Raw genomic sequence first — 24,011 nt, forward strand, 5'->3', positions numbered from 1 at the left:
CAAGATGTCCATTATCGATCATGGACATTATCGACAGCAGAGGCTCACCGTCAGAGCAGTCACAACGGACGGATACGGATCAGCTCGGGTTCAACAAGAAGGGAACCGGACGCTTTCTCGTGACGCTCGCGCTCTGCGCCGCAACTAGGTGCATCGTCGGTCTGACCCTGACCCCGACGGCGAACGCCTCCGCGGCCCTGAAGACACTGGCGATGATCCTGTCCGACAAAGGCGTCTGGGCAGATCTGGTCGGGGCCCAATCGCCCTGGAACATGTATGGCACGCCCGAAACGATCCTTACGGATTGCGGGTCCGCGTTCCGCTCGGAGGTCTTTCGCCATGCCTGCGCGGACCTCCTGATCACGCTCGAGCGGGCACCTGCCGGAGTGCCGGAGTTCCGCGGTTCGGGAGAACGGATCTTCCGAACCATCTCGGGCGGTCTCTCTGCGCGTCTGGCCGGGCACACCTTCGGCGACATCTTCGCTAAAGGAGATCGCGACCCGTCGAAGGACGTGTCGCTCACGATCGAGGACATCGCTTTCGCGCTCGTTCGCTGGGTCGTCGACGTCTACCACAATACGCCGCACGAAAGGTTGGGTGGGGAGACGCCGGCGGCCTGCTGGCGTCGCCTTTCCAGCGAATACGGCGTCATGGCGCCTCCGGCAATGGACCGCTTCCGGATGATCTTTGGCACCAGGCTCGAACGTTCCCTCGGAAAGACGGGCGTGATCGTGCTCGGGGTGAGATACCAGTCTCACGCGCTCGCCCAGCACATGCTCCGGCGCGATCCTCACAAGGTCGACATCCGCTGGCATCCCGAGGACGTCGGTTCCATCGCGGTCCGGATCGGTGAAGAGTGGCATGTCGTCCCCGCGGTCGTCGAAGGGCTGGACGGGGTTCCCGCCGCAAGCTGGCTGACGGCCCTTCGCGACGTTCGTGCGGGTCGTCATCAGGCCCGGGAGATCGACCTTCGCATCGTGCTCGACGCATTGGCGGCGATCGAGGCCCGTAATGCCGACGCCATGCTCGCAGCCGGCGTGACCATGGACGACTGGTCGCCCGAGCGTCTGGCAAAGGCCGAGAAAACCCTCCTTTCGGGGACGACGTTACGGGAACCGACCACGTCCACCGCCGATGACGGCGGCATCGGGCGACCGATCCCCGATCCAATCGATCCCCTGGTCAACGAGCGCGTCCCTGCCAAACGGGTCACGCCGACCAACGGCCGCAAGGGCGGCCTCGCCGCGGAGGAAGACTGACGATGGAAAGCCTTTCTCCCGGCATTCTGCATGCAAAGGGGCCCCTCCGGGGGGGCCTTCTCTAATTCTGCCGTCCTTCGTCGTCGTGCGGGCTTGAGAGGGCCCGGCGACACGGAGACGTCCGGCCAGCCACAGCCTCCTGCCACAAGATCTCATAGGCACGCTCCGCGACCCTCGACGTCGCGGGGCCTAGTCTCGCGACGGTCTCCGGGCTCGAACTGCCCCGCCGCCGACTATTCCCTTCACTCCTATTGGAGACAAACCATGTCTGACATCATGCGCACTCACACCATCGTCGAAGGTCTTCGTGCCCTCCACTTCCCCTCGGACCGGGACGGCGAGATGACCGCCCATCTCGACCGGCTATTCGAACGGGACGCCGAGGGCGCTCCCATCCCCGTCCCGCTGCGGTTCGGGCGAACCCGGGAGACGCGCGCGATCTTGTATGTCGCCGATCCGGGGGACGGAAAGACGCATTCCGTACACCGTGGGCTCTTCAAGTATCCCGCGCTCGTGGAGCGGCCGGATGGCTCGCTGCCCTGGATTTTTGCGACCGTTCCAAGCCCCGCTTCCCTGAAGTCGATGGTCTACGCGCTGCTCAAGGCTTCCGGATACCCGATCGAGACCTCCCGTCGTTCGATCTGGGAACTCGTCGATATTCTGCGTGATCGACTCCATGACTTCGGCCAATGCCTGATCTGGATCGACGAGGGGCACGATCTCTTCTGCGCAGACCGTGATCTCATCCTGCGGTTTCTGAAGGCGCTCATGCAAGGCGACGAGGCGGTTATCGTCGTAATGTCAGGTACCAACAAGCTCGACGAGGTGATCCGAAGCGATCCGCAGGTCCAGCGCCGCTTCTCGGTCATCCGGCCCCGGGCGGTGACCGCCCATATCGACGGTCCGGACTTCACCGATCGGATCGCCGAATGTTGCAGACGGGCCGGGCTGAGGCCGCCTTCCGAACCGGATCTCGTATCCCGTCTCTTTCATGCGGCTCGCTATCGTTTCGGCCGCGTTATCGAGATGACCATCGACGCGATCGAGCAGGCCCTGCTGGCAGAGGCCGACGGTCTCGAGGTATGGCACTACGCGCTTGTCTGGGGGATGCAGGAGGGTCCGGAAGCCGAGCGCAATGTATTCCTCGTCGGCAATTGGAAAAGTATCGAGACGGACCCGATCGAGATCGAACGGCCCCGTCGCCGGCACCGGGCTGCCTCGCGTACGGGAGGTCGCTGACATGACGAAGCTCATGCCTAACCTTCCCTTTGACGACGACGAAACCCCCCTATCCTGGGCCTCCCGGATGGCGGAACTGCATACGCATGGCAGGATCAACTCATTTCTCACCGAGATCGGGATCTCCGTGGGCGATCTTGCGGTCGGCGTACGATCGGCTGTTATGGCTCTCTGTAAAATCACGGGTCAGGATCCCGCACCGGTTCTGCGCAACACCGTGACCCATACCGATGCGCGGACGCGGACCTTCCGTGATCAGAGCTTCGAAGCCGACCTGACGGCGTCGCATCCCAAGTTCTGCGCGCAGTGTCTCGTGGAAGACGAGGTTGGTGTCGATCATCCCCACATCGGACGCAGACACCGCCTGCTTTGGACCTTCGCTCCGGTCCGAAGCTGCGTTCGGCACGAGGTTCGCCTTTACGAGAGACCATCGTCAAGCGGTGGTTCGGCGCCTTTGGACATGCGCGAAGTGGTTCCGGAAACGGGACTTGCTCTTGCAGATCTGGCCAATGCCGCGGAGCCTGCCGTACCGACCGGGCTGGAACGCTACCTCATGGGACGCTTCGACGGGATGTTGGGGCCGGTCTGGCTTGACGGGCAACCCGTCGATCTGGCCGTCAAGTCGACCGAAATTCTTGGGGCAAGGCTTCTGTTCGGCCCGGAGAAGACGCTAAGGCAAATGTCCGAAGATGACTGGCGTCGCGCGGGCGCTGTCGGCTGGAATGCTGTCTCGGAGGGCACTGACGGCCCTCTCAACGTCCTTGACGAGATGCTCGATGAGCACGGTCTGCAATGCGCCTCCAGGTTCCGGCCCGTGCATGCTCTGGGCATGATGGCATCTTGGCTACAATACCGGGGGCGGCAGGACGAACCGGGCGCGATGCATGATATGGTCTTCGAGAAGGTTCGGCAACGCTTCCCCTTCAAGCCCGGCCAGACCTTGTTCGGCAGGAAGATCGACTCCCCGTGTCTCGTCCGGATCAGTGACGCGACCGCAGGCCTTATCACCGACGTGGAGGGTTACGCACACGAACTGCATCGCCGAGGGCTTCTAAGGGACCATCAACGCATGCTGCCGCCCAATCGTCAGGTCGTACACTACCGCGGTGCCATCGACGTCCGAGATTTGGTCATGCGGGCTGTCCGACCGGAGCACGCCGCCCAATGGCTTGGAACGGATACGAGGCTGATCAATGCTCTGATGACGGCAGGCTTTCTGGGGGCGTTCGATGTAACGCTGGGCGTCCGGGCGTCCGATCGATCCTTCGTGGACAAGAGCGACCTTCAGGCTTTGTTGATGCTGATCGCGTCATTCCCGATCGCTCGAGAGAGCCAGACCGGTCTTGTCGATCCATTCGTGCCCACATGGACGGGGGCGGCGGACCTGGTTTCCCTCGTTTCGAGCATCCTGGGTGATCCAGATCGAACCGTATTTCGGCTGAATGGCCGAGCCGCGATCGATCGGGTCCGCACAAGGGTCGTCGATCAGGTCAACGATTGGCGTCCGGGCGGGGGTATGGCCGGGACAGTCGCGCTTTACATGCTCGGGCTCTCCGCCAAGTCCGATCCACGTGAGATCGCCTGGCCGGAGGAGTTTCCATGGTCCGCGACTGACGGAGATCTCGGCGACGTCTGGGTCGAGCCATGGGAGATGGAAATGATACGCAAGACGTTCGTCCTGCCTGATCGACTTGCTTCGGAACTGGGGTCATCGCCGACGGCGATCGAGCATCGCATCAGCGAGGCCGGCGTAACGCCCGAGGTCGGTCTAGAATCCTTGCAGGCACCGCTCTATCGAAGGACAGATTTACCCGAAGGCCTTCGAACCTGACGCGCCATTCTCCCTCGATGCTTTAGGCCGCCCTTTCGGGCGGCTCTTTTTTTCAGATTCCGATGGAAGTTAATCGACGGCTTAATGGCAGTTTTATCGGCGTAGTCTCGTCGAGATCTGCGTTCTCTTCAGGAAAATTGAAGATTGATTTGACGTTGTGGTCGTTTGGCGATGTTTCCTACATCTGGTCCGGAGGAAGCCGCATGCGATTGTTCGACCTGAGCGACAGGACCGCGCTCGTCACGGGCGCGACCAAGGGCATCGGTCGCGCCATCGCCGGGGCGTTGGCGGAAGCCGGGGCCCGTGTCGTCGTGTCGAGCCGGACGCAGGTGGATTGCGACCGGGTGGCCGAGGAGATCGCGGAGGCCGGCGGCACCGCCACGGGCATCGCCGCCAACATCTCGAAGGACGGTGCGCTCGAAGCTCTCGTGGACGGCGCCGAGGCCGCTTTCGGCCCGGTCGACGTTCTCGTCTGCAACGCGGCGGCGAACCCCTATTACGGGCCTTTCCTCGATACGCCGGACGCGGCGTTCGACAAGACGATCCGCACGAATGTCCGCGCCAACATGCGGCTCGCCCGCCGCGTCGTTCCGGGGATGCGGGCGCGGCGCGACGGGGCGATCGTCGTGATCTCCTCCATCGCGGCGTTCAAGGGTTCCGACAATCTCGGCATGTATGCCCTGACAAAGGCCGCCGACGCGCAGCTCGTGCGCAACCTCGCGGTGGCCTACGGACCCGACAACATCCGCGCGAACGGCATCGCGCCGGCGCTGGTGCGGACCGACTTCGCTCGCGCGTTGTGGGAGGACGAGGCCCGCGCCGCTCGCGTTGCGGAGACCTACGCGCTCAAGCGGCTGGGCGAGCCCGACGACATTGCCGGGCCCGCGGTCTTCCTCGCGAGCCGAGCCGGCGCCTGGATGACCGGCCAGACGCTCATTATCGACGGTGGCTGGTCGGTGCGGGACTGACGGCGCTTGCGGGCCGCCTGCGACAACGTCGATGCGCCGCAGGCCTCAGACGTTACCGGCTCCTGCCCCCGAAGCGGTTTCCGGGCCCCCGATCAGCGGGACGCCGCATAATACGCGATCTTGCGCTCCAGATAGGCGAGAAACTCCGACAGCGTGAAGGCCAGGGCGAACAGCACGATCAGCACGGCCCAGAACTCTGCCATCAGGAAATTGCTGGCATAGAGCTCGAACAAAGCCCCGAACCCCACGATCGAGATCAGCAGCTGGCCGATGATCACGCCCTTGACGGCCCGGATCACTCCGATCCGCACGCCGCCCAGGATCTCGGGCAGCGCCGCCCAGACGTAGATCTTGAAGAAGGCGTCGAGCGGCGTCGCACCGAAGGAGCGCGACATCTCGACCAGCGACCGGTTGATGTTCTTCACCCCGGCCCGCGCGTTCAGGATGATGATCCAGATCGCGAACAGGGTCGTGGTGATGATGATCGTCCGCATGCCGAACCCGAACAGCACCATCAGTACCGGCACGAGCGCGGTCAGCGGCGCGCTGAGGAAGATGTTGACCCAGGGCAGCAGCAACTCGTCGAGAAGCCGGCTCCGTCCCATGAGGATGCCGACGGGGATACCGATGACGACCGCCACGATCACCCCCGCCCAGAACGCGTAGGCCGTCGTCGCCAGCGCATCGAGGAAGGAGGGCGTCGTCACCAGACCCAGCAGCGTGACGACGACCTCCGAGAGCGGCGGCACGAAAAAGGTGAGATCCAGCCGCCCGACGAGTTCTCACAGGAGCCCCCAGACGATCAGGGAGGACATCATCGGCAACCTGTATCCGAAGACCATCATGATCGGCTCACTCCACGTAGCTTCGCAGCGAGGCCCAGATCTCGTCCACGATGTCGAGATATTCGGCATCCCTGCGGATGTTGCCGCCGCCGCCGCGCGAGATCGACGGCCGGATCACCTCGTGCACCCGGCTCGGACGCGGCAGCAGGATGGCGATCTGGTCGGAGACGTAGACCGCCTCCTCGATCGAGTGGGTGACGAAGATGAAGGTCTTCCGCTCGGTCTCGACCAGCGCCAGCATGTCCTCCTGGAACTTGCGGCGCGTCTGCTCGTCCACCGCCGAGAACGGCTCGTCGAGGAGCAGGACGTCGGCATCGACCGAGAGCGCTCGGGCGAGGCCGACGCGCTGGCGCATGCCGCCCGAAAGCTCGTGCGGGAAGCTCTGCTCGAACCCTGCCAGGCCGACCTCCCGGATGTAGCGCGCCGCCCGGTCCTCCCGCTCGGACCGGGCGACGCCGCGCAGTTCCAGCCCGAAGGCCACGTTGCGCAGCACGCTGGCCCAGGGCAGGAGCGCGAAATCCTGGAACACGAAGGCGCGGTCCGGGCCCGGCCCCTCGACCGGGCGACCATCCACCTCGACCGAACCGGAGCTCGCCGGGATCAGGCCCGCGATGATCTTGAGCAATGTCGTCTTGCCGCAGCCCGAGGGGCCGAGCAGCGAGGTGAGCTGCCCCCGCGGGAAGTCGAGCGACAGGTTCTCGAGCGCCTGCACGTCGCCGTAATTCTTCGACACGCCACGGACCGACACCGCGATATCGGCGGGCGGGGCGGCCGGGGCCGCGCGCCCGAGGCTTCGATCAATCTGAGACATAGCCACGGTTGTTCCCTTCGAAGAGCCGGTTCTCGAGCGTCTCGAGCAAATTGAGGAAGACCACCGCCAGCAGGATGATCGAGAAGATCGCCGCGTACATGCTCGGGTAGTCCGCGACCGACCGGCTGTAGGTGATGATGTCGCCCACACCCGTCGGCGTGATCTTCAGCTCCGACAGGATGGCGCCGATGAAGCCCGCCGACACGCCGAGGCGCAGCCCCGAGAAGATGATGGGCGAGGCGGCGGGGATGACGACCTTGAGCAGCACGTCGCGATCGCTCGCCATGAAGGAGGTCGCCATCTCCTTGATCGAGCCGGGCGTGTTGGCGACCGCGCTCGCCGTGTTCAGGACGATCACCGGCATCGCCATGATGCAGACCACGAACACCTTCGAGGTGAGCCCGATGCCGTAGACCATCACCAGGATCGGGATCAGCGCGGCGAGCGGCGCGGCCTGCATGACGATGAAGATTGGCGAGAACAGCCATCTGGACGCGGCGTTGAGACCGATCCAGAGCCCCATCCCGATTCCCACGAGCGCGGAGATCGCGACGCCGATCACCAGAGGCTGCAGCGTCTCCGCGTAGGCCACGAAGAGCGAGCCGTCGAAGACCATGCGCATCAGCGCCAACATCGAGTTGATGAAGGTGGGGAAGGCGTAGCTGACCGGAACGCGCCCGGCGATCTCCCACGCGCCGAACACGATCGCCGCGGAGAGGACCTTGAGCGCGAGGGACCGGTGGGTCCGGAACGCGTCGATCGCGCGCCCGGTCCCCGCGGTGACCCGCGGCCGCCCGCCCGACGCGCCCTTGCCCGCATCGCGGGCGAGGGACCGCCCGGCGCGGATCACTGCGAGGCCTTCTCGGTCGCGGCGCCGCCCGTGGCCTTGTCGAGAGGCGCGAAGTACCAGAAATCCTCGATGTCGAGCGAGGCCGGATCGCCTTCGAGCTGACCCGCGGCGGTGTACCATTCGAGATCGGCCTCAGCAGCCTTCCGGCCGCCGCCCTGCGGGTCGTAGAGGCCGCCCTCCACCGCTTCGGCGTAGAAGGTGTCGAGATCGCCCAGCACCGCTTCCGGCAATCGCCCGATCGGCCCGTCGGGATCGGTCTCGCGGCCGATGATCGTCGGGTCCGCGGCCATGTCGGCCCAGGTGCTCGCGAGCGCCGCGACGAAGATGTCCACCGCCTCCTCGTTGGCCTCGATCCAGTCGAGATTGGCGAAGAGCGCCTCGTCGCTGGCGTTCACCTCGAACATCGGCAGGGCACGGAACCTGTCGCCGGCCTCGTCGAGGATGCGGTTCTTGTTGGCGAGGTCGAGGATCGTCGCGTCCGCCTGCCCGGCGATCAGCGCGACGACCCGGTTGGCCGAACCCGGCACGTAGGAGCGCTCGCCGAAGGTGAGCCCCTCCCGCTCCTCGATGACGTTGGCGATCGAGTCGGTGCCGCCGCCGCGCGAATGCAGCAGGATCGGCTCCCCGTCGAGATCGGCGAGCGTCTCGTAGGTGTTCGTCGTGACCGGGAAGAAGATCAGCCGCGAAAGCTGGTAGATGATTCGGATTGGGGCGCGCGAGCGCTGCATGGCCGCGTAGGGCGTGCCGAAGCCGACATCCATCTGCCCCGAGAGCACCGCCTGGATGGCGAGCTCCTCGTCGGCGAAGGCGGTCCATTCGTAGTCCAGACCCTGCGCCTTCGCCCGGTCGAGCGCGACGAAGAACGCCGCCAGCTCGGCGGAGGGCGTCTCGGCGAGCGCGATGCGGATAGTGTCCGTCTGCGCGGTGGCGCCCGTCGTCGACGCGGCTAGGACGAGGCCCGCCATCGCGCCGAGGAACGATGCCTTCGGATAATGTCGCATGTGTTCTCCTCCCAAAAGAACGTTCGGACTTCGGTCGCGCCTCTCGGACGCGACCCCGAGGGGGCTACTCCCCCTCGAACAATCTCGCCGAGACGGAGCGCAGGTGCGCCCGCATCGCGGCATCGGCGGCAAGCGGATCGCGGGCCCGGATGGCCGCCACGATCGTGCGATGCTCGGCGAAGCTGGTATGGTCGCGCGGCGGACGGTCGGTCGTCCGCTCCACGCTGCCCCAGGCGACGGCGCGCCGCGCCTCGTTGAGCTGATCGAAGAGCGTCAGCAGCAGCAGGTTGTCGGTGGCCTGCGCGATGGCGCGATGCAGCCGGTCGTCCTGCCCCTCGTATTCGTGCCAGCTCGCCGCCGAGACGCAGCCGTCGAGCGCCGCCTGCATCGCCATCGCGTTCGCATGCGAGGCGTTCAGTGCCGCCTCCCGCGCGATGGCCGGCTCCAGCGAGATCCGCGCCCGCATCATCTTGAACGGCGTCAGCTTGAGCCCGAGCTCCACCAGCGGACCGTCGCCGCCCCTCGGACGTTCCTGCGACACGAAGGTGCCGCGGCCGACATGCCGCCAGATCAGCCCCTCGCGCTCCAGCACGTCGAGCGCCTTCCGGAGTGTCGCACGCGACAGGCCGAGCGTCTCCGTCAGGCTGCGCTCCGCCGGAAGACGCGCGCCCGGCCCGAAGCCGCCCTCTTGGATGTAGGTCCTGACCTGCGTGGCCGGATCCGGCATCTGGTCGATGTCGTACAAGGTCGCTCACCCGATTGGTTGACCGATCCCTGCCTGATTGGCCGGATATAGTCAAGTATCTCGGCCTCCAGTGGCCAATTTAGATCGACCAAACCGATATACTCTGACCAATTTGGATTGATCAGCCAATTCAGATCGCCTATGGCCATGCGTGAACCAAGCTCGAACGAGGCGTCCCATGACCGACTACGCGATTGCCGCACCCCCCATCCCGACGATCCCGACCCGCGACGGGGGGGCCTTTCCGGTACGCCGCGTCTATTGCATCGGTCGGAACTACGCCGCCCATGCCGTCGAGATGGGGCACGACCCGGACCGGGAGCCGCCCTTCTTCTTCCAGAAGAACCCCGACAACCTCGACGCCTCCGGCAGCTTCCCCTACCCGGCACAGAGCGACGACGTTCACCACGAGGTCGAGCTTCTGGTGGCGCTCGGCTCCGGCGGGCGCGACATCGCGACGGAGGACGCGCTTGACCATGTCTGGGGCTACGGCGTGTGCCTCGACATGACGCGGCGCGACCTGCAGGGCGTGGCCAAGAAGATGGGCCGCCCCTGGGAGATCGGGAAGGCGTTCGAGCGCTCCGCCCCCATCGGACTGCTCTACCCGGCCTCCGAGATCGGCCATCCCGCGGAGGGCCGGGTCGAACTGAAGGTCAACGGCGCGGTGACGCAGGAGGGTGACCTGAACCAGATGATCTGGAAGGTGCCCGAGATGATCGCCTACCTGTCGGATTATTTCGAGCTCGCCGCCGGCGACGTGATCATGGCCGGAACCCCTTCGGGCGTCGGCCCGGTGAACCGGGGCGACGTCATGGAGGCGACGATCGAAGGGCTCGGCACGTTGAACGTGACCGTAAGCTGAGACGAAGGCGCAGGACTGGCCGCGGGCGATCCGTCGCCGCGCGGTCGAGCCGGCTCGTCTACCGGTCCGCCCGGCTATTCGGCGGCGGCGAGACCGGCCTCCGCCGCCGCGTCCGCGATGATCTCCGCGATCACGTCGCAATCCGCGAGGTCGAAGGTCAGCGGCAGGCGCATGTCGAACAGTCCGGCCAGCACCGCATCCGTTCTCGGCAGCGCTTGCGGTTCCATGTATCGCCAGGAGCGGTGGCTGGACGTGAAGCCCGCGGGCTCCGCCGCGCCGAACCACTTGATCTCCACCCCGTCCGCCGCGGCGCGCGCGACGAAGGCCGCGGCCTCGCCCGACGCAATGCCCGGTACGGTGAACTGGACCGAGGAGCCGACGTAACGCTCCTGCGGCGGACGGACCGGAAGGCGGATCGCGGGCTGGCCACGGAGCCGGTCGGCCAGCCGGTCGTGGCGCGCATTCCAGCGCACGACGTTCGCGTCGAGCTCGCCGATCTGCGGGCGCAGCAGCGCGGCGCGCAGGTTGTCCATCCGCGCCGAGAGGTTCGGCATGTCGAGCCGGGCGTCGGCGAAGGCCGCGGCCTCCGGCCCCGCGCCGTGGCGGTCGTGCAGCATGTAGGAGCCCGACAGGATCGTAGCGCGCGCCATGAAGCCCGCATCGTCCGAGGTCAACAGCCCGCCCTCGCCCGAGTTCATGTGCTTGTAGGTCTGCGTCGAGAAGCACCCCACCAGCCCGAAGCCGCCCGACCGGCGCCCGGCCCACGCCGCCCCCATCGTGTGGGCGCAATCCTCGATCACGGTGACGCCCCGCGCGGCGGCGATCGCCATCAGCCGGTCCATGTCGCACAGATGCCCGCGCATGTGCGACAGCAGCAGGAACCGCGCGCCGGTCGCGCGGGCCTTCGCGTCGAAATCGTCGAGGTCGAGAACGAGGTCCAGCGTGATCTCGACGAGCGCCGGCCGCGCGCCGAGGGCCGCGATGGCGCCGGGCACGGGGGCCAGCGTGAAGGCGTTGGTGAGCACCGTATCGCCCGGGCCCACCCCCGCGGCGCGCATGGCGATCTGCATCGCCTGTCCGCCCGAGGCCAGTGCGAGGCAGTACCGCGCCCCCTGCCACGCGGCGAAGTCCCGCTCCAGCGCGGCCGCTTCCGACACCTCGCCCGGACCGGTGTTGTAGCGGTGCAGGCGGCCCGAGCGCATCACCTCCACCGCGGCGGCGATGCCGACCTCGGGGATGGGCGCCTGCTGCGTGAAGCTGCCGCGGAAACGTGGGCTCGGCATCGTCGTCGGTCCTCCCCTGCCCTCCTCTGCCCGGGCCAGCGTCGTCAGCCTACGGGGAAGGCGTGCCCGCCGCCATGCGGGAAACGTCCTTGGGAAGCGCGGCCGGCCCCGGCCGCGACCGTCACCGAAAACAGCGACCCGTGGCTTCACCTGCGACGCCCTTTCGGTCATGCCTCGACGAAACCGGTATGCTGCGGCGGCAAGTGCCGGCACGAGGCGGCACCGAGCGGGAGGAGACGTCATGGACGGCACGCAACTCAAGATCGTCGAGCAGCGGCTTCTCTGGCTGTCGCATTGGATGATCCACAACGCCAACCACCTTCGCCCCAAGGCGGACGGGATCAAGGTCGGCGGGCATCAGGCGTCGTCGGCCTCGATGGTGTCGATCATGACCGCGCTCTACTTCTCCGCGCTGCGTCCCGAGGACCGGGTGGCGGTGAAGCCGCATGCCTCGCCGGTTTTCCACGCGATGCACTATCTCATGGGCAACCAGACCCGCGAGAAGCTCAAGACCTTCCGCGGCTTCGGGGGCGCGCAGAGCTATCCGAGCCGAACCAAGGACATCGACGACGTCGACTTCTCCACCGGCTCCGTCGGCCTCGGCGTCGGCATCACCGCGCTCGCCGCGATCGTGCAGGACTTCATCGCGGCGAAGGAATGGGGCAACGTCCCGCTCGGGCGGATGGTCGCGCTGGTGGGCGACGCGGAACTCGACGAGGGCAACGTCTACGAGGTGCTGCAGGAGGGCTGGAAGAACGACCTGCGCAACACATGGTGGATCATCGACTACAACCGACAGTCGCTCGACGGGATCGTGCGCGAGGGGCTGTTCGGACGGATCGAGCGCATCTTCGAGGCCTTCGGCTGGGACGTGGTGCGGGTGAAGCACGGCACGCTCCAGCGCGCGGCCTTCGACGAGCCCGGGGGCGCCAAGCTGCGCGACTGGATCGATGCCTGCCCCAACATCGAATACGCCGCGCTGACCTATCGCGGCGGCGCCGTCTGGCGCGAGCGCCTGATGGACGATCTGGGCGACCAGGGCGACGTGACCGCGCTTATCGACCGGCGGGACGACGACGCGCTGGCCGCGCTGATGGAGAATCTCGGCGGAAATTGCGTGGAGACGATGGCCGAGACCTTCGCCGCCATCGACCACGACCGCCCGACCTGCTTCCTGGCCTACACGATCAAGGGCTGGGGCACGCCCATCGCCGGGCACAAGGACAATCACGGCGGCCTGATGACGAAGGCGCAGATGGCCGAATGGCAGGCCAATATGGGTGTGCCCGAGGGTCAGGAATGGGAGCGTTTCGCCACCGTCGTGGACGTACCTGCCTTCGAGACGGCGCTCACGCGGGTGCCGTTCTTCGCCGCCGGTCCGCGCCGCCACGGCGACGCACGACTCGACGTGCCCGCCATCGCCTTCGCCGCCGAGCGGGAGATCTCGACGCAGGCCGCCTTCGGCAAGATCCTCGACGAGTTGGCGAAGGGGGACAGCGACCTCGCCGCGCGCATCCTCACCACCTCGCCGGACGTGACGGGGACGACCGGGCTCGGCGCCTTCGTCAACCGCCGCAAGCTCTTCGCGCGGGAGGCGCTGGCCGACGCCTTCATCGACCACCGCATCCCGTCCGTGGCGAAGTGGAACTTCGCCCCCGAGGGCCAGCATGTCGAACTCGGCATCGCGGAGATGAACCTGTTCCTGCTGCTCGGTGCCGCAGGGTTGGCACACAGCCTCTGGGGCAAGCGTCTGATCCCCATCGGCACGGTCTACGACCCGTTCGTGCATCGCGGCCTCGATGCGCTGAACTACGCCTGCTACCAGGACGCGCGGTTCATGATCGTGGGGACGCCCTCGGGCGTCACGCTCGCACCCGAGGGCGGCGCGCACCAGTCGATCGGCACGCCGCTCACCGGCATGGCGCAGGACGGGCTCGCCGCCTTCGAGCCGGCCTTCGCCGACGAGCTTGCGGTCATCATGGAATGGGCCTTCGACTACCTGCAGCGCGACGGCGAGGGCGACCCGGACGAGCGCACCTGGCTGCGCGACGAAACCGGCGGCTCGGTCTATCTGCGGCTAACTACCAAGCCGCTCGAACAGCCCGGCCGCCGCCCCGACGACGCGTTCCGGCAGGGCACGATCGACGGGGCGTACTGGTTGCGCAAACCGGGTCCGAACTGCGCGGTCGTGATCGCCTATCAGGGCGCGGTGGCCGACGAGGCGATCGCGGCGGCGGGGACGATCGGGGAGCATCGACGCGACGTGGCCGTGCTCGCCGTCACCTCGGCCGACCGCCTGAACGCCGGCTGGACCGCGGCGCAGCGCGAACGCGCGCGCGGCAATGCCGGGGCCGCGAGCCACGTCGAGCGCCTGCTCGGGGATCTGCCGCGGCACTGCGTCCTCGTCACCGTCATCGACGGCCACCCGGCCACGCTCGCCTGGCTCGGCGCCGTTGCCGGGCACCGGACGATCCCGCACGGGGTCGAGCATTTCGGCCAGACCGGCACGATCGGCGATCTCGCGGAACATTTCGGCATCGACCGGGCGTCCATCGCCCGCTCGGTCGGCGCGCTCACCGAGGGCTCGCGGGTCTAGGGCCGGGGAACGTAGCCCTTAGGCAGCCCTCTCAACCGTGCCCGGCCGCGAGGGCGGGCACCGAAGGCTCGAGATCGGCGGTGGCATCTCGCGCAGGCGCCGCAACCTCGCCTGGACCTTCCGAGGGCTCGGTCCCGACCCGAATGTCGCCGGCGCTCTGCAGCGCGAAGCCGACGGGGCCCACTGCGCCCCGGTCACCGCGCCGTCGGCGATGCGCCGGACAGTGAGCCAGTACGCAGAGGACGCCGTTCCCCGTCCGTGTCAGTATCCGGATCGCGGCGGCCGTCGCACCGACAGCGCGACAACGCAACCCAGGATGAAGACGGCGATCCCGCCGAGCTCGAACACCCAGTTCAGCCGCATCCCCGCTAGGCGAAACCCGATCATCCGGTCGACATCGTGGAAGCCGACGGCCCGGACGAGGACGAACCCCGTGATCCAGACCAGACCGAGAAGCGCGATGCCGGTGCGACGGATCGTGCGGCGCAGCAACCAGAAGACGCCGGTCCCGCCGATGATCGCCATCGCGATCAGTCCGATGATGAAGTCGGCCTGCACGGTGCGGCGCATGTCGTACCAGCCCTGCATCTGCGCGGTGCAACGACCCGCCGCCGTCAGGAAGCTCTGCAGGTCGAGTTGCTTGTTGACCGACAGGAACAGGAGCCCGGCCCCCGCGACGGCCCAGAACGTGCGCTCGAGGGTCTGCCGATCCCGCCGCGTGGCAAGCGTCAGGGAGAAGATGGCGGCAACGGCATAGGCGACCACGGTCAGCCATCCGGCGAAACCCGGATCGCCTATGCCCGGCGACCATCGCAGGAGAGAACAGTCGATTATCTGCGAGATGGTGTCGGGCAAAACAGGCGGCCTCGTCGGGTCTGGCGTCGCGCCTCCCTACCACCGGGAGCGGGCGAAGCCACGTCTGCGGGCGAGCTTCGTGAATGATCGCCTGCGGCGTGCCCCCGGAGCTGCCACCATCTCGTCGTAAGGCCCTGGCAACAAGGCAACACGCCATCGTTGTCGAGCACATTCGCCGCGGGAACGACAGACCGGATCGCCGGCACGAGCGTGATCGGCGACGGCCCTCCCTAATTCGACTGTCATGCCGCCCGGTCCGGATCGATAGCCTTCGCGAGGCCCGCTCCGGGCACGCGGCTCAGGCCGGGGCGTAGCGCGCGAAGGCGAACGCGCCCCCGGACGGGCGCCAGCACGGCACGTTGATCGTGCCCTGGCCGCCGAAGAGCGACAGGACAGACCGCGGGGTCCCGCCCGCGGCGGGCATGGTCCGGAGCTCGACCAAGCGGTCGCGGGGATGCTTCTGCGTCCCGGGCGGGAAGGCCAGATACAGGATGTCGCGTCCGTCGGGCGACGGGTGGGGGAACCAGCCCACGCTGTCGCCGCGGGTCATGCGCTCGGGCGTGCCGCCCGCGGCCGGCACCCGCCACAGATCGACGCCGGCTTCGGTCTCGCCGTTGAACCAGACCCAGGCGCCGTCGGGCGTCACGTCGGGACCGTCGCAATGAAGGAACCCCTCGGTCAGCGCACGTTCGGGCCCGCCCGCCACGGGAATGGCGTGGATCTGGAACGTCGCGCCCCGCCGCGCCGTATAGACGAGCGTGGCGCCGTCCGGGGTCCAGCCGTGCCAGTAGGACGGCGTCGCGGGGGTCACGCGGCGCGGCTGTCCCCCCTCGGCCGGCAGGACGTAGATGGCGGAGGCCCCGTCCGCGCTCGAATCCGAGACGGCGAGGAGGCGCCCGTCGGGCGATAGCCCGTGATCGTTGTTGAGCCGGTCGAGCGGGCCGGTGTCGATCTGCGCGAGGCTGCCGTCCGCGTCGAGCCGCCAGAGACGCCCGTCGCCATTGACGATCAGGTGCCCGTCGGGATGCCAGTTCGGCGCTTCCAGCAGGCGCGGCGTTTGCAGCCAGACCGAGACCGCGCCCGTGGCGAGGTCCATCGTGCAGATTTCGGTCCGCCAGGTCATTCGGCCAAAGCCTCGCCGCGGACCGGGTCGAAGCTCTCCGGCACGACCGTGGTGATCCGGAAGATTTCGAACCGTGGCGGGCCACTTCTAGCAACGGCGCGGCTGACCCCCGCCTCGCTGCCGCAGCCTTCGGCAGTGTCGAGGCGGCGGCAGTCCGGCGCCAGCGCGGTGGAGACGCCGTGACAGGCGGCGTCGCCCTCACGGTTCCAGAAGCGGGGACCGGTCCGCGGCGCGCGCTCGATGCGCCTCATTCCAGGGCTTCCGGTTCGGATCATGCGGCGACGGCCCCTTCCGGCATCAGGCGGCGCGCGGCGGCGGCGTCGAACGGCGCCGGACGCGCGCAGGTCGTGGTCATCTCGATGAACCGGCCCTCCTCGCCCGAGCGCAGGATCGCCTCCAGCACCTCGGTCACGTGGAGCGCCATCTCCAACGCGCAGCGATGCGGCCCGCCCGTCTGGATCGCCCTTGCCATGTCGGCCAGCCCCACACTCCGGTAATCGGCGCGCGGACGCCCGTCGCGGGTGGTGCGGTTCACGACCGAGAGCGGATGGTCGGCGGCCTCGAAGCTCCGGACGTCCTGATCGGAGCCCACGATCTCGGTCGTGCCGCCGAAAAAGTTCGGGTCCTGCGGCAGCAACGTGCCCTCGGTCCCGTAGAGCTCGACGTTGCGATGGCCGTGATGGGGCACGTCCCACGAGGCGGAGAAGGTGATCTGCGCGCCGGAGGCGAAGTCGAGGAGCGCGTGGGCCGTGGTCGGCGTCTCCACCGGGATCGTCTCGCCCGTGCGGGGCGCCGTGGCGATGACGCGCGTGTCCCGGGCCATGCCGGTCATCGCGGCGACGCGGCGCACCGGCCCGATCAGGTTGACGAGCTGCGTGACGTAATACGGCCCCAGGTCGAGGACCGGGCCGCCGCCCTCGAGAAAGAAGAAGTCCGGGTTCGGATGCCACATCTCCATGCCGGCCGACATGACGTGGCAGGTGCCGTGGGTGATCCGCCCGACCGCGCCCGCATCGAGCAGGCGGCGCGATTCCTGATGGCTGGCGCCGAGGAACGTGTCGGGCGCGCAGCCGATCCGCCGCCCAACCACCTCCGCCGCGCGGGCGAGCCCCTTCGCGTCCGCGAGCGTCAGCGCGAGCGGTTTCTCGGAATAGGCGTGCTTGCCCGCCGCGAGGATCGCGCGGGTGACCTCCGCATGGGCCGCGGGCACGGTGAGGTTGACGACGATGTCGATATCCTGCGCGGCGAGCAGGCCCTCGACCGTTTCCGTGCGCAGGCCGAACTCGGCGGCGCGCGCCTCGGCCCGGGACGCGTCGAGATCGGCGACGGCCCGCATCTCGATCCCCGCGAAGAGCGCGGCGCGGGCGAGGTAGCTCTCGGAGATGTTGCCGCAACCGATGAGGCCGACGCCGAGCGGGGCGGGGGCGGCGCTCATGCCGGCACCCCGTCGAGCGCGCGGGCCGCCGCGAGCCCCGCCTCGGCGAAGCGTCGGTCGTCGGAAGGGTTGTCGTGCTCCATCACCCAGTGACGGACATCCACGTCGGCGAGCGCGCGGGTGAGCGTGGGCCAGTCCATCGTGCCGGTGCCGGGATCGGCCCAGCCATCCTCGTCCGCCTTCTCGCCCGCAGGCGCGATGTCCTTGACGTGAACGGCGGAGATGCGGTCGCCGTGGCGGGCGATCCAGTCCATCGGGTCGGCGCCGGCGCGAACGGCCCAGGCCAAGTCGAACTGCCAGTCGAGCCGCGTTCCGCCCAGGAGGTGATCCATCGGCACGGTGCCGTCCGGCAGCGCGGCGAACTCGAAATCGTGGTTATGCCAGCCCGCCCGCAGGCCGGCGGCCTCGATGCCCCGTGCCGCGGCGGCGAGGCGCTCGGCGAAGGCGCGCCAGCCCGCGGGGTCCGAGGGCCGCTCGGCGGGCGGGATGCTCGGCACGAACGCCGTCTCGACGCCCATCTCGGCCAGATGTGCGGGCAGGTCCGGCTCCGCCTCGAGCGTGGCCAGCCCGACATGCGCCGTGGGCATCGCAAGCCCGGTCTCGTGCAGGCCGGCGGCCAGCCCGGCGCGGGCCCCGGCATCGGCGAAGAGCGCGCCGTAGCCCTCGACCGCCGGATAGCCGAGATCGGCCAGCATCCGCAGCGTCTCCGGCAACGGGCCGAACTTGCGGGACGAATAGAGCTGATAGGAGATCATGCAGGATCCTCCGGATAGGTCGCGCCGTGCAGGTCGCGCAGGGTGAAACGGGGCTCCGCCGCGGAGTCGAGCGGCGTGAAGTAAAAGGTCTCCGCCGTGCCCGGCAGCGCCAGCACCGCGGCGCGGTCCCAGCGGCCGGGCAGGTCCGCCTCGGCGGTCAGGAAGAAGCTCGGTGCCGAAACCTCGACCTCGAGCCGCCAGCCTTCGCCGTCGCGCGTGGCCTGGAAGGCCGGGCGGGCCTCAAGCAGGTCGTAGGCTTTCCACGGGCGCGGCGCGTGCAGGTCGCGGCCCGGATCGGGGCCGTCCCAGTCGAAGAGCAGCACCTCGTCCGCCGCCAGAGCGCCCGCGTCGAGCGTCAGCAGGTCCGCCGCGGCATCCGGCCCGACCGCGCCGCCGCCTTCGTCCAACGCATGCAGGCCGCCATCCATCGACAGCGCCCGCGCCCGCACGGCAATGTCGACGGACGCGCGCGTGTCGTTCACCCCGACCAGCCGGATCGCGTCGCCCGCGGGCACCGCGAGGACGGCCACCGGCGCGAAGAAATCCCGCGCCATGTGATGCAGCAGCTTCCACCCCCCGCCGTGGTCGAGCGACGACCACGAGGCGCAGGGCCAGGTGTCGTTGAGCTGCCAGTAGAGCGTGCCCATGCAGCGCGGTTTGAGCGACCGCCACTGCGTCACCGCCGTCCGGATCGCCAGCCCCTGCTGGATCTGGCTCAGCCAGACAAAATCCTCGAACGCGTTCGGAAACCGAAAGTAGCGGAACATCGTCTCCGCGATCCGGGCGTTGCCGCCCGCGTTCTTCTGGTGGCTCTCCATCACCGGCGCGGCGATGTTGCGGTCCTCGGGCGCGGCGAAGCGGCGGATCACCTCCATCGACGGGTAGGACTGGAAGCCGAACTCGCTGCAGAACCGGGGCGCGACGTCGCGGTAATGGTCGAAGTCCCGGCCCTCGTGCCAGACCGACCAGAAATGCATGTCGCCCGACGCGTCGTCGTGCCACGCATCCCCGAAGGCGAGTGGCCCCGGCGAGGGCGAGGACGGCCACCAGTTCGCGTCGGGCAGCGCCGCGCGCAGCCCCGCCTCGACCGCGCGGTTCAACCGGTCGTAGCAGACCAGGTAACGATCCCGGTCGGCCAGGCTCTCCGGGAACCAGCCGAGCGCGCCGATGAGTTCGTTGTCGCCGCACCAGAGCACCACGGACGGATGGTGCGAGAGCCGCAGCGCCACCTCCTCGGCCTCGTCCCGCACCTCGGTCAGGAAGGCCTCGTCGGCGGGGTAGAGGTGGCAGGCGAACATGAAGTCCTGCCAGACCATCAGGCCCATCTCGTCGCAGATGTCGTAGAACCAGTCCGGCTCGTAGCGGCCCCCGCCCCAGACCCGGATCATGTTCATGTTCGCCGCCGCCGCGGATCGGAGCAGGTCGCGCACCGCGTCGCGGTCGATCCGGCCGGCCAGCGCGTCGGCCGGGATCCAGTTCGCACCGCGGCAGAAGGTGTCGTGGCCGTTGATCCGGACGACGAAGTTGCGGCCGATCGCATCCGGTTCGGAGACGAGACGCGCGTCGCGCAGGCCGATCCGGCGCGTGGCGGTCTCGGTGCCGCAGGTCACGTGCAACTCGTGCAGCGCCGGCGGCCCGAGCCCGTTCGGCCACCACAGTTCGGGGTCGGGGATCGCGAGGCATAGCGTCGCGCCGTCCCTCGCCACTTCGGCCTCGGCGCGCTGGCCGCAGAGCGTCGCCTGCACCGCCGCGCCCTCGACCCCGCCGCGCATCCGCACGGTGACGTGGGCGGTTCCGCCTTCATGGCGCTGCTCGACGGCCACCGCGGTGATCCGCCCGGCCCGCCGCGGTTCCAGCCGGATACCCCCGGTCACGCCGAAGGGCGCCAGCGCGATGTTCCAGTCCCAGCCGAAATCGCATTGCGGCTTTCGCAGCATGTTGCCGTGCGGCAGCGGGCAATTGCCCTGGTGCCAGGGGATCGGGAAGGGCTGCGCCGCCGCCCGCTCGGCCGCCGCGGCAAGCGGCGACTGGAAGGCGATCTCGATCTCGTTCGCCCCGGGGTGGGCCGCGGCCGACAGATCGGCGCGATGCGTGCGGAACGCGTTGGCGGCATTCAGCACGCACACGCCGTTCACCCGGATCTCGGCGACGGTATCCAGCCCCTCGACCACGAGGTCGCGATCCGCCGCCTCCATCTCCACCCGACGTGACACGATCCAGTCCCGCTCCGCCGGCCAGCGGGCTGCGTATTCGTTCCGCGCCTCGTAGGGCTCCGGCAGCAGCCCGGCCTCCACCAGCGCCGTGTGCCCGTCGCCCGGCAGGGTCATCGGAACGCCCCCGACGGGCAGATCCGCCCCGCCCTGCCCGTCCGCCGGACGGAGGACCCACGCCCCCGCAAGGTCGACCGTGTCGTCCATCAGATGCGCTGCTCGCTCTCGGCGTCGAACAGACTGGCCTTGTCCATCACCGGCACGACCCGGACCTCCGTCCCGCGCCGCAGGCTGCGCTCGACGGGGATGCGGGCGGACATCTTCTGCCCCTCCACGTCGAGCCAGAGCAGGCTGTCGGCGCCCATCGGCTCGTCGATGTCCACGGTCGCGAGAAGGCCCCCCGGCCCCCCCTGCCCTTCCACGATCTCCACATGCTCGGGCCGCAGCCCGAGGATCGCGGGGTCGAGCCGCGCGGGCACCTCGCCGTCGTACCCCCCGAGGTCGAGCGATTGCGTCCCCACGTGGAACCGCCCGCCCTCCACCCGGCCCGACAGCATCGACATGGCGGGCGAGCCGATGAAGCCCGCCACGAACAGGTTCGCCGGCCGGTTGTAGATTGTGAGCGGCGTGTCGAGCTGCTGGATCACGCCGCCGCGCATCACCGCGATCCGGTCGGCCAGCGTCAGCGCCTCGATCTGGTCGTGGGTGACGTAGATCATCGTGTTCTCGAGCTGCGCGTGCAGGCGCTTCAGCTCCACCCGAAGCTCCGCGCGCAGCTTGGCGTCGAGGTTCGAGAGCGGCTCGTCGAACAGGAACACGTCCACGTCGCGCACCAGCGCCCGGCCGATGGCCACCCGCTGGCGCTGCCCGCCCGAGAGCGCGGCGGGCTTGCGGTCGAGGTAATCCTCGATCTGCAGAATGCGCGCCGCCCGCGCGATCCGCTCCTCGATCTGCGCCTTCGGCATGCGCTGGTTCTTCAAGCCAAAGGCCAGGTTCCCGCGCACGCTCATCTGCGGGTAGAGCGCGTAGGACTGGAACACCATGCCGATGCCGCGGTCCTTCGGCTCCTCCCAGGTGACGTTCTTTCCCTTGATCCAGATCTGGCCGTCGGTGATCTCGAGCAGCCCGGCGATGCAGTTCAGCAGCGTGGACTTGCCGCAGCCCGAGGGCCCGAGCAGCACGAGGAACTCGCCCGGCGCGGTCTCGACGTTGAGGCCCTTCAGGACCTCGACGGCCCCGAAGGCGAGGTGGAGGTCGCGGACGGAGACGGAGGCGGTGTCTTGTGTCATCGGGGCCTCCGGTCCGGGCGGGAGAAATCGGGGTGGGCGAGACGGTGAAGGCCGAGGCGCGGCGGCCCGGCGACGGGCTCTCGCCCGCCGCGTTCGGCGGTCGCGGTGCCCCACCGGGGCCCCGCGTTTCGCTGCGCGACAACCCGCCTCACCCCTTCACCGCCCCGGCTGCGATGCCGCGCACGAAGAGCTTGCCGGACACGAAATAGATGGCAAGCGGCACGAGGCCGGTGAGCAGCGTCGCCGCCATGTTGACGTTGTATTCCTTCACGCCCTGCACCGAGTTGACGATGTTGTTGAGCTGCACCGTCATCGGGTAGTTCTCCGGCCGCGTGTAGACGACCCCGAACAGGAAGTCGTTCCAGATCCCCGTCACCTGGATGATCGTCGCGACCACGAAGATCGGCAGCGACATCGGCATCATGATCTTGAAGTAGATCGCCCAGAACCCCGCCCCGTCGACCCGCGCCGCCTTGAACAGCTCCTCCGGGATCGAGGTGAAGTAGTTCCGGAACAGCAGCGTCAGGATCGGCATTCCGAAGATCGTGTGCACGAGGATCAGCCCCCAGAGCGTGCCGTAGATCCCCAGCTCGCGCAGGATGATGACGAGCGGGTAGAGCATGACCTGATAGGGGATGAACGCCCCGAAGATCAGGATCACGAAGAACGTCTCCGACCCCCGGAAGCGCCAGTTCGCGAGCGCGTAGCCGTTCACGCTCGCCACCGCGATCGACAGGATGACCGAGGGGACGAGGATGCGCACCGAGTTCCAGAACCCGCGGCTCAGCCCGTCGCAGTTCAGCCCGGTGCAGGCCTCGCCCCAGGCCTTGACCCAGGGCTGGAACGTGACCTCGACGGGCGGCGCGAAGATGTTGCCCAGCCGGATCTCCGGCATCCCCTTCAGCGACGTCACGATCATCACGTAAAGCGGCAGCGCGTAGTACAGCGCGGCCACCAGCAGCGTGCCGTAGAGGAACACGTTGCCCCGCGACAGCGCCCGCCGCGGCCGCGCGCCTCTGGGCCCGCCCGGGTCCGCGCCGGGGATCGCGTCGGCCGCGGCGACGGCGGCCGAGAGGGTGGCGGGGTTAGCCACGGCGCTTGCCTCCGAATTCGAGATAGGCCCAGGGGATCAAAATGATCGCCACGGTCAAAAGCATCATCGTCGAGGCGGCGAAGCCCTGGCCGAGGTTCTGCGCCTGGAACATCAGGTCGTAGACGTATTTCGCGGGGACCTCGGAGGCGATGCCCGGCCCGCCCCCGGTCTGCGCCACGATCAGGTCGTAGAGCTTGACGATGCCGCTTGTGATCAGGACGAGCGTGGTCACGAAGACCGGCCGCATCATCGGGATGACGATGAACAGGTAGGTCTTCCACATCGGGATCCCGTCGATCCGCGACGCCTTCCAGATATCCTCGTCGATGCCGCGCAGGCCCGCGAGCATCAGGCACATGATGAGCCCCGTCCCCTGCCACAGCCCGGCGATCAGGACGCCGTAGATGACGATCTGCGGGTTGTAGAGCGGGTCGAAGTCGAAACTTTCCCAGCCAAGCGCGCGGATCACGCTCTGGACGCCGAAATCGGGGTTCAGCAGCCATTGCCAGACCAGGCCCGTGACGATGAAGCTGAGCGCGAAGGGATAGAGGAAGATGGTGCGGAACGCGTCCTCGAACCGGATCTTCTGGTCGAGCAGCGCGGCGAGGAGGAAGCCGATCACCAGACTGAAGATCAGCGAGAGCGATCCATAGATCAGCAGGTTCTCGATCGAGATCAGCCAGCGGTTCGTGCCCCACAGCCGCTCGTACTGGTCGAACCCGATCCAGCGCTCGCGCGGCAGCAGCTTCGAGTCGGTGAAGGAATAGACCACCGTCCAGATCGTGCCGCCGACGAACACGCCCATCGCCGTCAGGATCATCGGGATCGAGGCGAGCTTGGCGTTCAGGTTGCGGAACAGCTGGCTCGGCCGGGCCGTCCGCGTGCGGGGCCCGGACGGGGTGTCGGTGACGGAAGGCATGGATCGACCTCGCGCGGGAAGCGTCGGGCCGCCGCCGACGCG

General features: G+C 68.3%; 21 protein-coding genes. 6 read left to right on the forward strand and 15 right to left on the reverse strand.

Annotated elements, in window-relative coordinates:
- From Q1A87_RS14465 to Q1A87_RS14480, 4 genes are all read left to right on the forward strand, one after another.
- Positions 1-1,259, forward strand: a 1,259-nt coding sequence (locus tag Q1A87_RS14465; protein ID WP_299652562.1) for a Mu transposase C-terminal domain-containing protein, incomplete at its 5' end; no start/stop codon positions are given.
- A gap of 264 nt (positions 1,260-1,523) precedes the next feature.
- Positions 1,524-2,498 (forward strand): TniB family NTP-binding protein, encoded by a 975-nt coding sequence (locus Q1A87_RS14470; protein WP_299652564.1) that lies wholly within the window; start codon positions 1,524-1,526, stop codon positions 2,496-2,498.
- 1 nt (position 2,499) lies between these two features.
- The gene (locus tag Q1A87_RS14475) at positions 2,500-4,329 is read left to right on the forward strand and encodes a TniQ family protein (protein WP_299652566.1); all 1,830 of its coding nucleotides are present in this window, start codon (positions 2,500-2,502) and stop codon (positions 4,327-4,329) included.
- Between the two features lie 203 nt (positions 4,330-4,532).
- Entirely contained in the window at positions 4,533-5,297 is a 765-nt protein-coding gene (locus tag Q1A87_RS14480; protein ID WP_299652569.1) for an SDR family oxidoreductase, read from the forward strand.
- Positions 5,298-5,389: 92 nt separating this feature from the next.
- On the opposite strand, the gene Q1A87_RS14485 is transcribed toward Q1A87_RS14480, so the two are convergent.
- The 5 genes from Q1A87_RS14485 to Q1A87_RS14505 form a co-directional block, all read right to left on the reverse strand.
- Positions 5,390-6,046: an ABC transporter permease subunit gene (locus Q1A87_RS14485; protein WP_299652573.1), complete on the reverse strand. Its 657-nt coding sequence runs from the start codon at positions 6,044-6,046 to the stop codon at positions 5,390-5,392.
- A 103-nt stretch (positions 6,047-6,149) separates the two neighbouring features.
- Positions 6,150-6,953 carry an ABC transporter ATP-binding protein gene (locus Q1A87_RS14490; RefSeq protein WP_299652576.1) on the reverse strand — a complete coding sequence of 268 codons (804 nt, stop codon included), beginning with the start codon at positions 6,951-6,953 and terminating at the stop codon, positions 6,150-6,152.
- Entirely contained in the window at positions 6,940-7,803 is an 864-nt protein-coding gene (locus Q1A87_RS14495) for an ABC transporter permease subunit (protein WP_299652579.1), read from the reverse strand. The genes Q1A87_RS14490 and Q1A87_RS14495 overlap by 14 nt, the downstream gene beginning before the upstream one ends.
- Positions 7,800-8,804 (reverse strand): ABC transporter substrate-binding protein, encoded by a 1,005-nt coding sequence (locus Q1A87_RS14500; RefSeq protein ID WP_299652582.1) that lies wholly within the window; start codon positions 8,802-8,804, stop codon positions 7,800-7,802. The genes Q1A87_RS14495 and Q1A87_RS14500 overlap by 4 nt, the downstream gene beginning before the upstream one ends.
- A 64-nt stretch (positions 8,805-8,868) precedes the next feature.
- A complete protein-coding gene (locus Q1A87_RS14505; protein ID WP_299652585.1) occupies positions 8,869-9,549 on the reverse strand; it encodes an FCD domain-containing protein in 681 nt (226 codons plus the stop codon).
- 178 nt (positions 9,550-9,727) lie between these two features.
- Between Q1A87_RS14505 and Q1A87_RS14510 the strand changes: the two genes are divergently transcribed.
- On the forward strand, positions 9,728-10,411 hold the full coding sequence (locus Q1A87_RS14510) for a fumarylacetoacetate hydrolase family protein (protein WP_299652588.1): 684 nt from the start codon (positions 9,728-9,730) through the stop codon (positions 10,409-10,411).
- Between the two features lie 74 nt (positions 10,412-10,485).
- Here the strand turns inward: Q1A87_RS14510 and Q1A87_RS14515 are convergent, their stop codons facing one another.
- Positions 10,486-11,694, reverse strand: a complete 1,209-nt coding sequence (locus Q1A87_RS14515; RefSeq protein WP_299652591.1) for a DegT/DnrJ/EryC1/StrS family aminotransferase — start codon at positions 11,692-11,694, stop codon at positions 10,486-10,488.
- Positions 11,695-11,935: 241 nt separating this feature from the next.
- Between Q1A87_RS14515 and Q1A87_RS14520 the strand changes: the two genes are divergently transcribed.
- Complete coding sequence (locus Q1A87_RS14520; RefSeq protein ID WP_299652594.1) at positions 11,936-14,290, forward strand: transketolase; 2,355 nt, start codon at positions 11,936-11,938, stop codon at positions 14,288-14,290.
- 261 nt (positions 14,291-14,551) lie between these two features.
- On the opposite strand, the gene Q1A87_RS14525 is transcribed toward Q1A87_RS14520, so the two are convergent.
- The 9 genes from Q1A87_RS14525 to Q1A87_RS14565 form a co-directional block, all read right to left on the reverse strand.
- Positions 14,552-15,055 (reverse strand): isopropylmalate isomerase, encoded by a 504-nt coding sequence (locus tag Q1A87_RS14525; RefSeq protein WP_299652597.1) that lies wholly within the window; start codon positions 15,053-15,055, stop codon positions 14,552-14,554.
- Between the two features lie 388 nt (positions 15,056-15,443).
- On the reverse strand, positions 15,444-16,268 hold the full coding sequence (locus Q1A87_RS14530; protein ID WP_299652600.1) for a hypothetical protein: 825 nt from the start codon (positions 16,266-16,268) through the stop codon (positions 15,444-15,446).
- A complete protein-coding gene (locus tag Q1A87_RS14535) occupies positions 16,265-16,519 on the reverse strand; it encodes a hypothetical protein (protein ID WP_299652603.1) in 255 nt (84 codons plus the stop codon). The genes Q1A87_RS14530 and Q1A87_RS14535 overlap by 4 nt, the downstream gene beginning before the upstream one ends.
- Positions 16,520-16,539: 20 nt before the next feature.
- The gene (locus Q1A87_RS14540; RefSeq protein WP_299652606.1) at positions 16,540-17,703 is read right to left on the reverse strand and encodes a Gfo/Idh/MocA family oxidoreductase; all 1,164 of its coding nucleotides are present in this window, start codon (positions 17,701-17,703) and stop codon (positions 16,540-16,542) included.
- The gene (locus Q1A87_RS14545; protein WP_299652609.1) at positions 17,700-18,458 is read right to left on the reverse strand and encodes a sugar phosphate isomerase/epimerase; all 759 of its coding nucleotides are present in this window, start codon (positions 18,456-18,458) and stop codon (positions 17,700-17,702) included. Before Q1A87_RS14545 ends, Q1A87_RS14540 begins: the two co-directional genes overlap by 4 nt.
- Positions 18,455-20,875, reverse strand: coding sequence for a glycoside hydrolase family 2 protein (locus Q1A87_RS14550; protein ID WP_299652612.1), 2,421 nt, complete (start codon positions 20,873-20,875; stop codon positions 18,455-18,457). The genes Q1A87_RS14545 and Q1A87_RS14550 overlap by 4 nt, the downstream gene beginning before the upstream one ends.
- Positions 20,875-21,957, reverse strand: coding sequence for a sn-glycerol-3-phosphate ABC transporter ATP-binding protein UgpC (gene ugpC / locus Q1A87_RS14555; protein WP_299652615.1), 1,083 nt, complete (start codon positions 21,955-21,957; stop codon positions 20,875-20,877). Before ugpC ends, Q1A87_RS14550 begins: the two co-directional genes overlap by 1 nt.
- A gap of 148 nt (positions 21,958-22,105) precedes the next feature.
- Positions 22,106-23,002 carry a carbohydrate ABC transporter permease gene (locus Q1A87_RS14560; RefSeq protein ID WP_299652725.1) on the reverse strand — a complete coding sequence of 299 codons (897 nt, stop codon included), beginning with the start codon at positions 23,000-23,002 and terminating at the stop codon, positions 22,106-22,108.
- Between the two features lie 40 nt (positions 23,003-23,042).
- Positions 23,043-23,969 carry a sugar ABC transporter permease gene (locus Q1A87_RS14565; protein WP_299652618.1) on the reverse strand — a complete coding sequence of 309 codons (927 nt, stop codon included), beginning with the start codon at positions 23,967-23,969 and terminating at the stop codon, positions 23,043-23,045.
- Between the last annotated feature and the right edge of the window lie 42 nt (positions 23,970-24,011).

This window comes from uncultured Jannaschia sp., assembly GCF_947494055.1.
Lineage (GTDB): Bacteria > Pseudomonadota > Alphaproteobacteria > Rhodobacterales > Rhodobacteraceae > Jannaschia.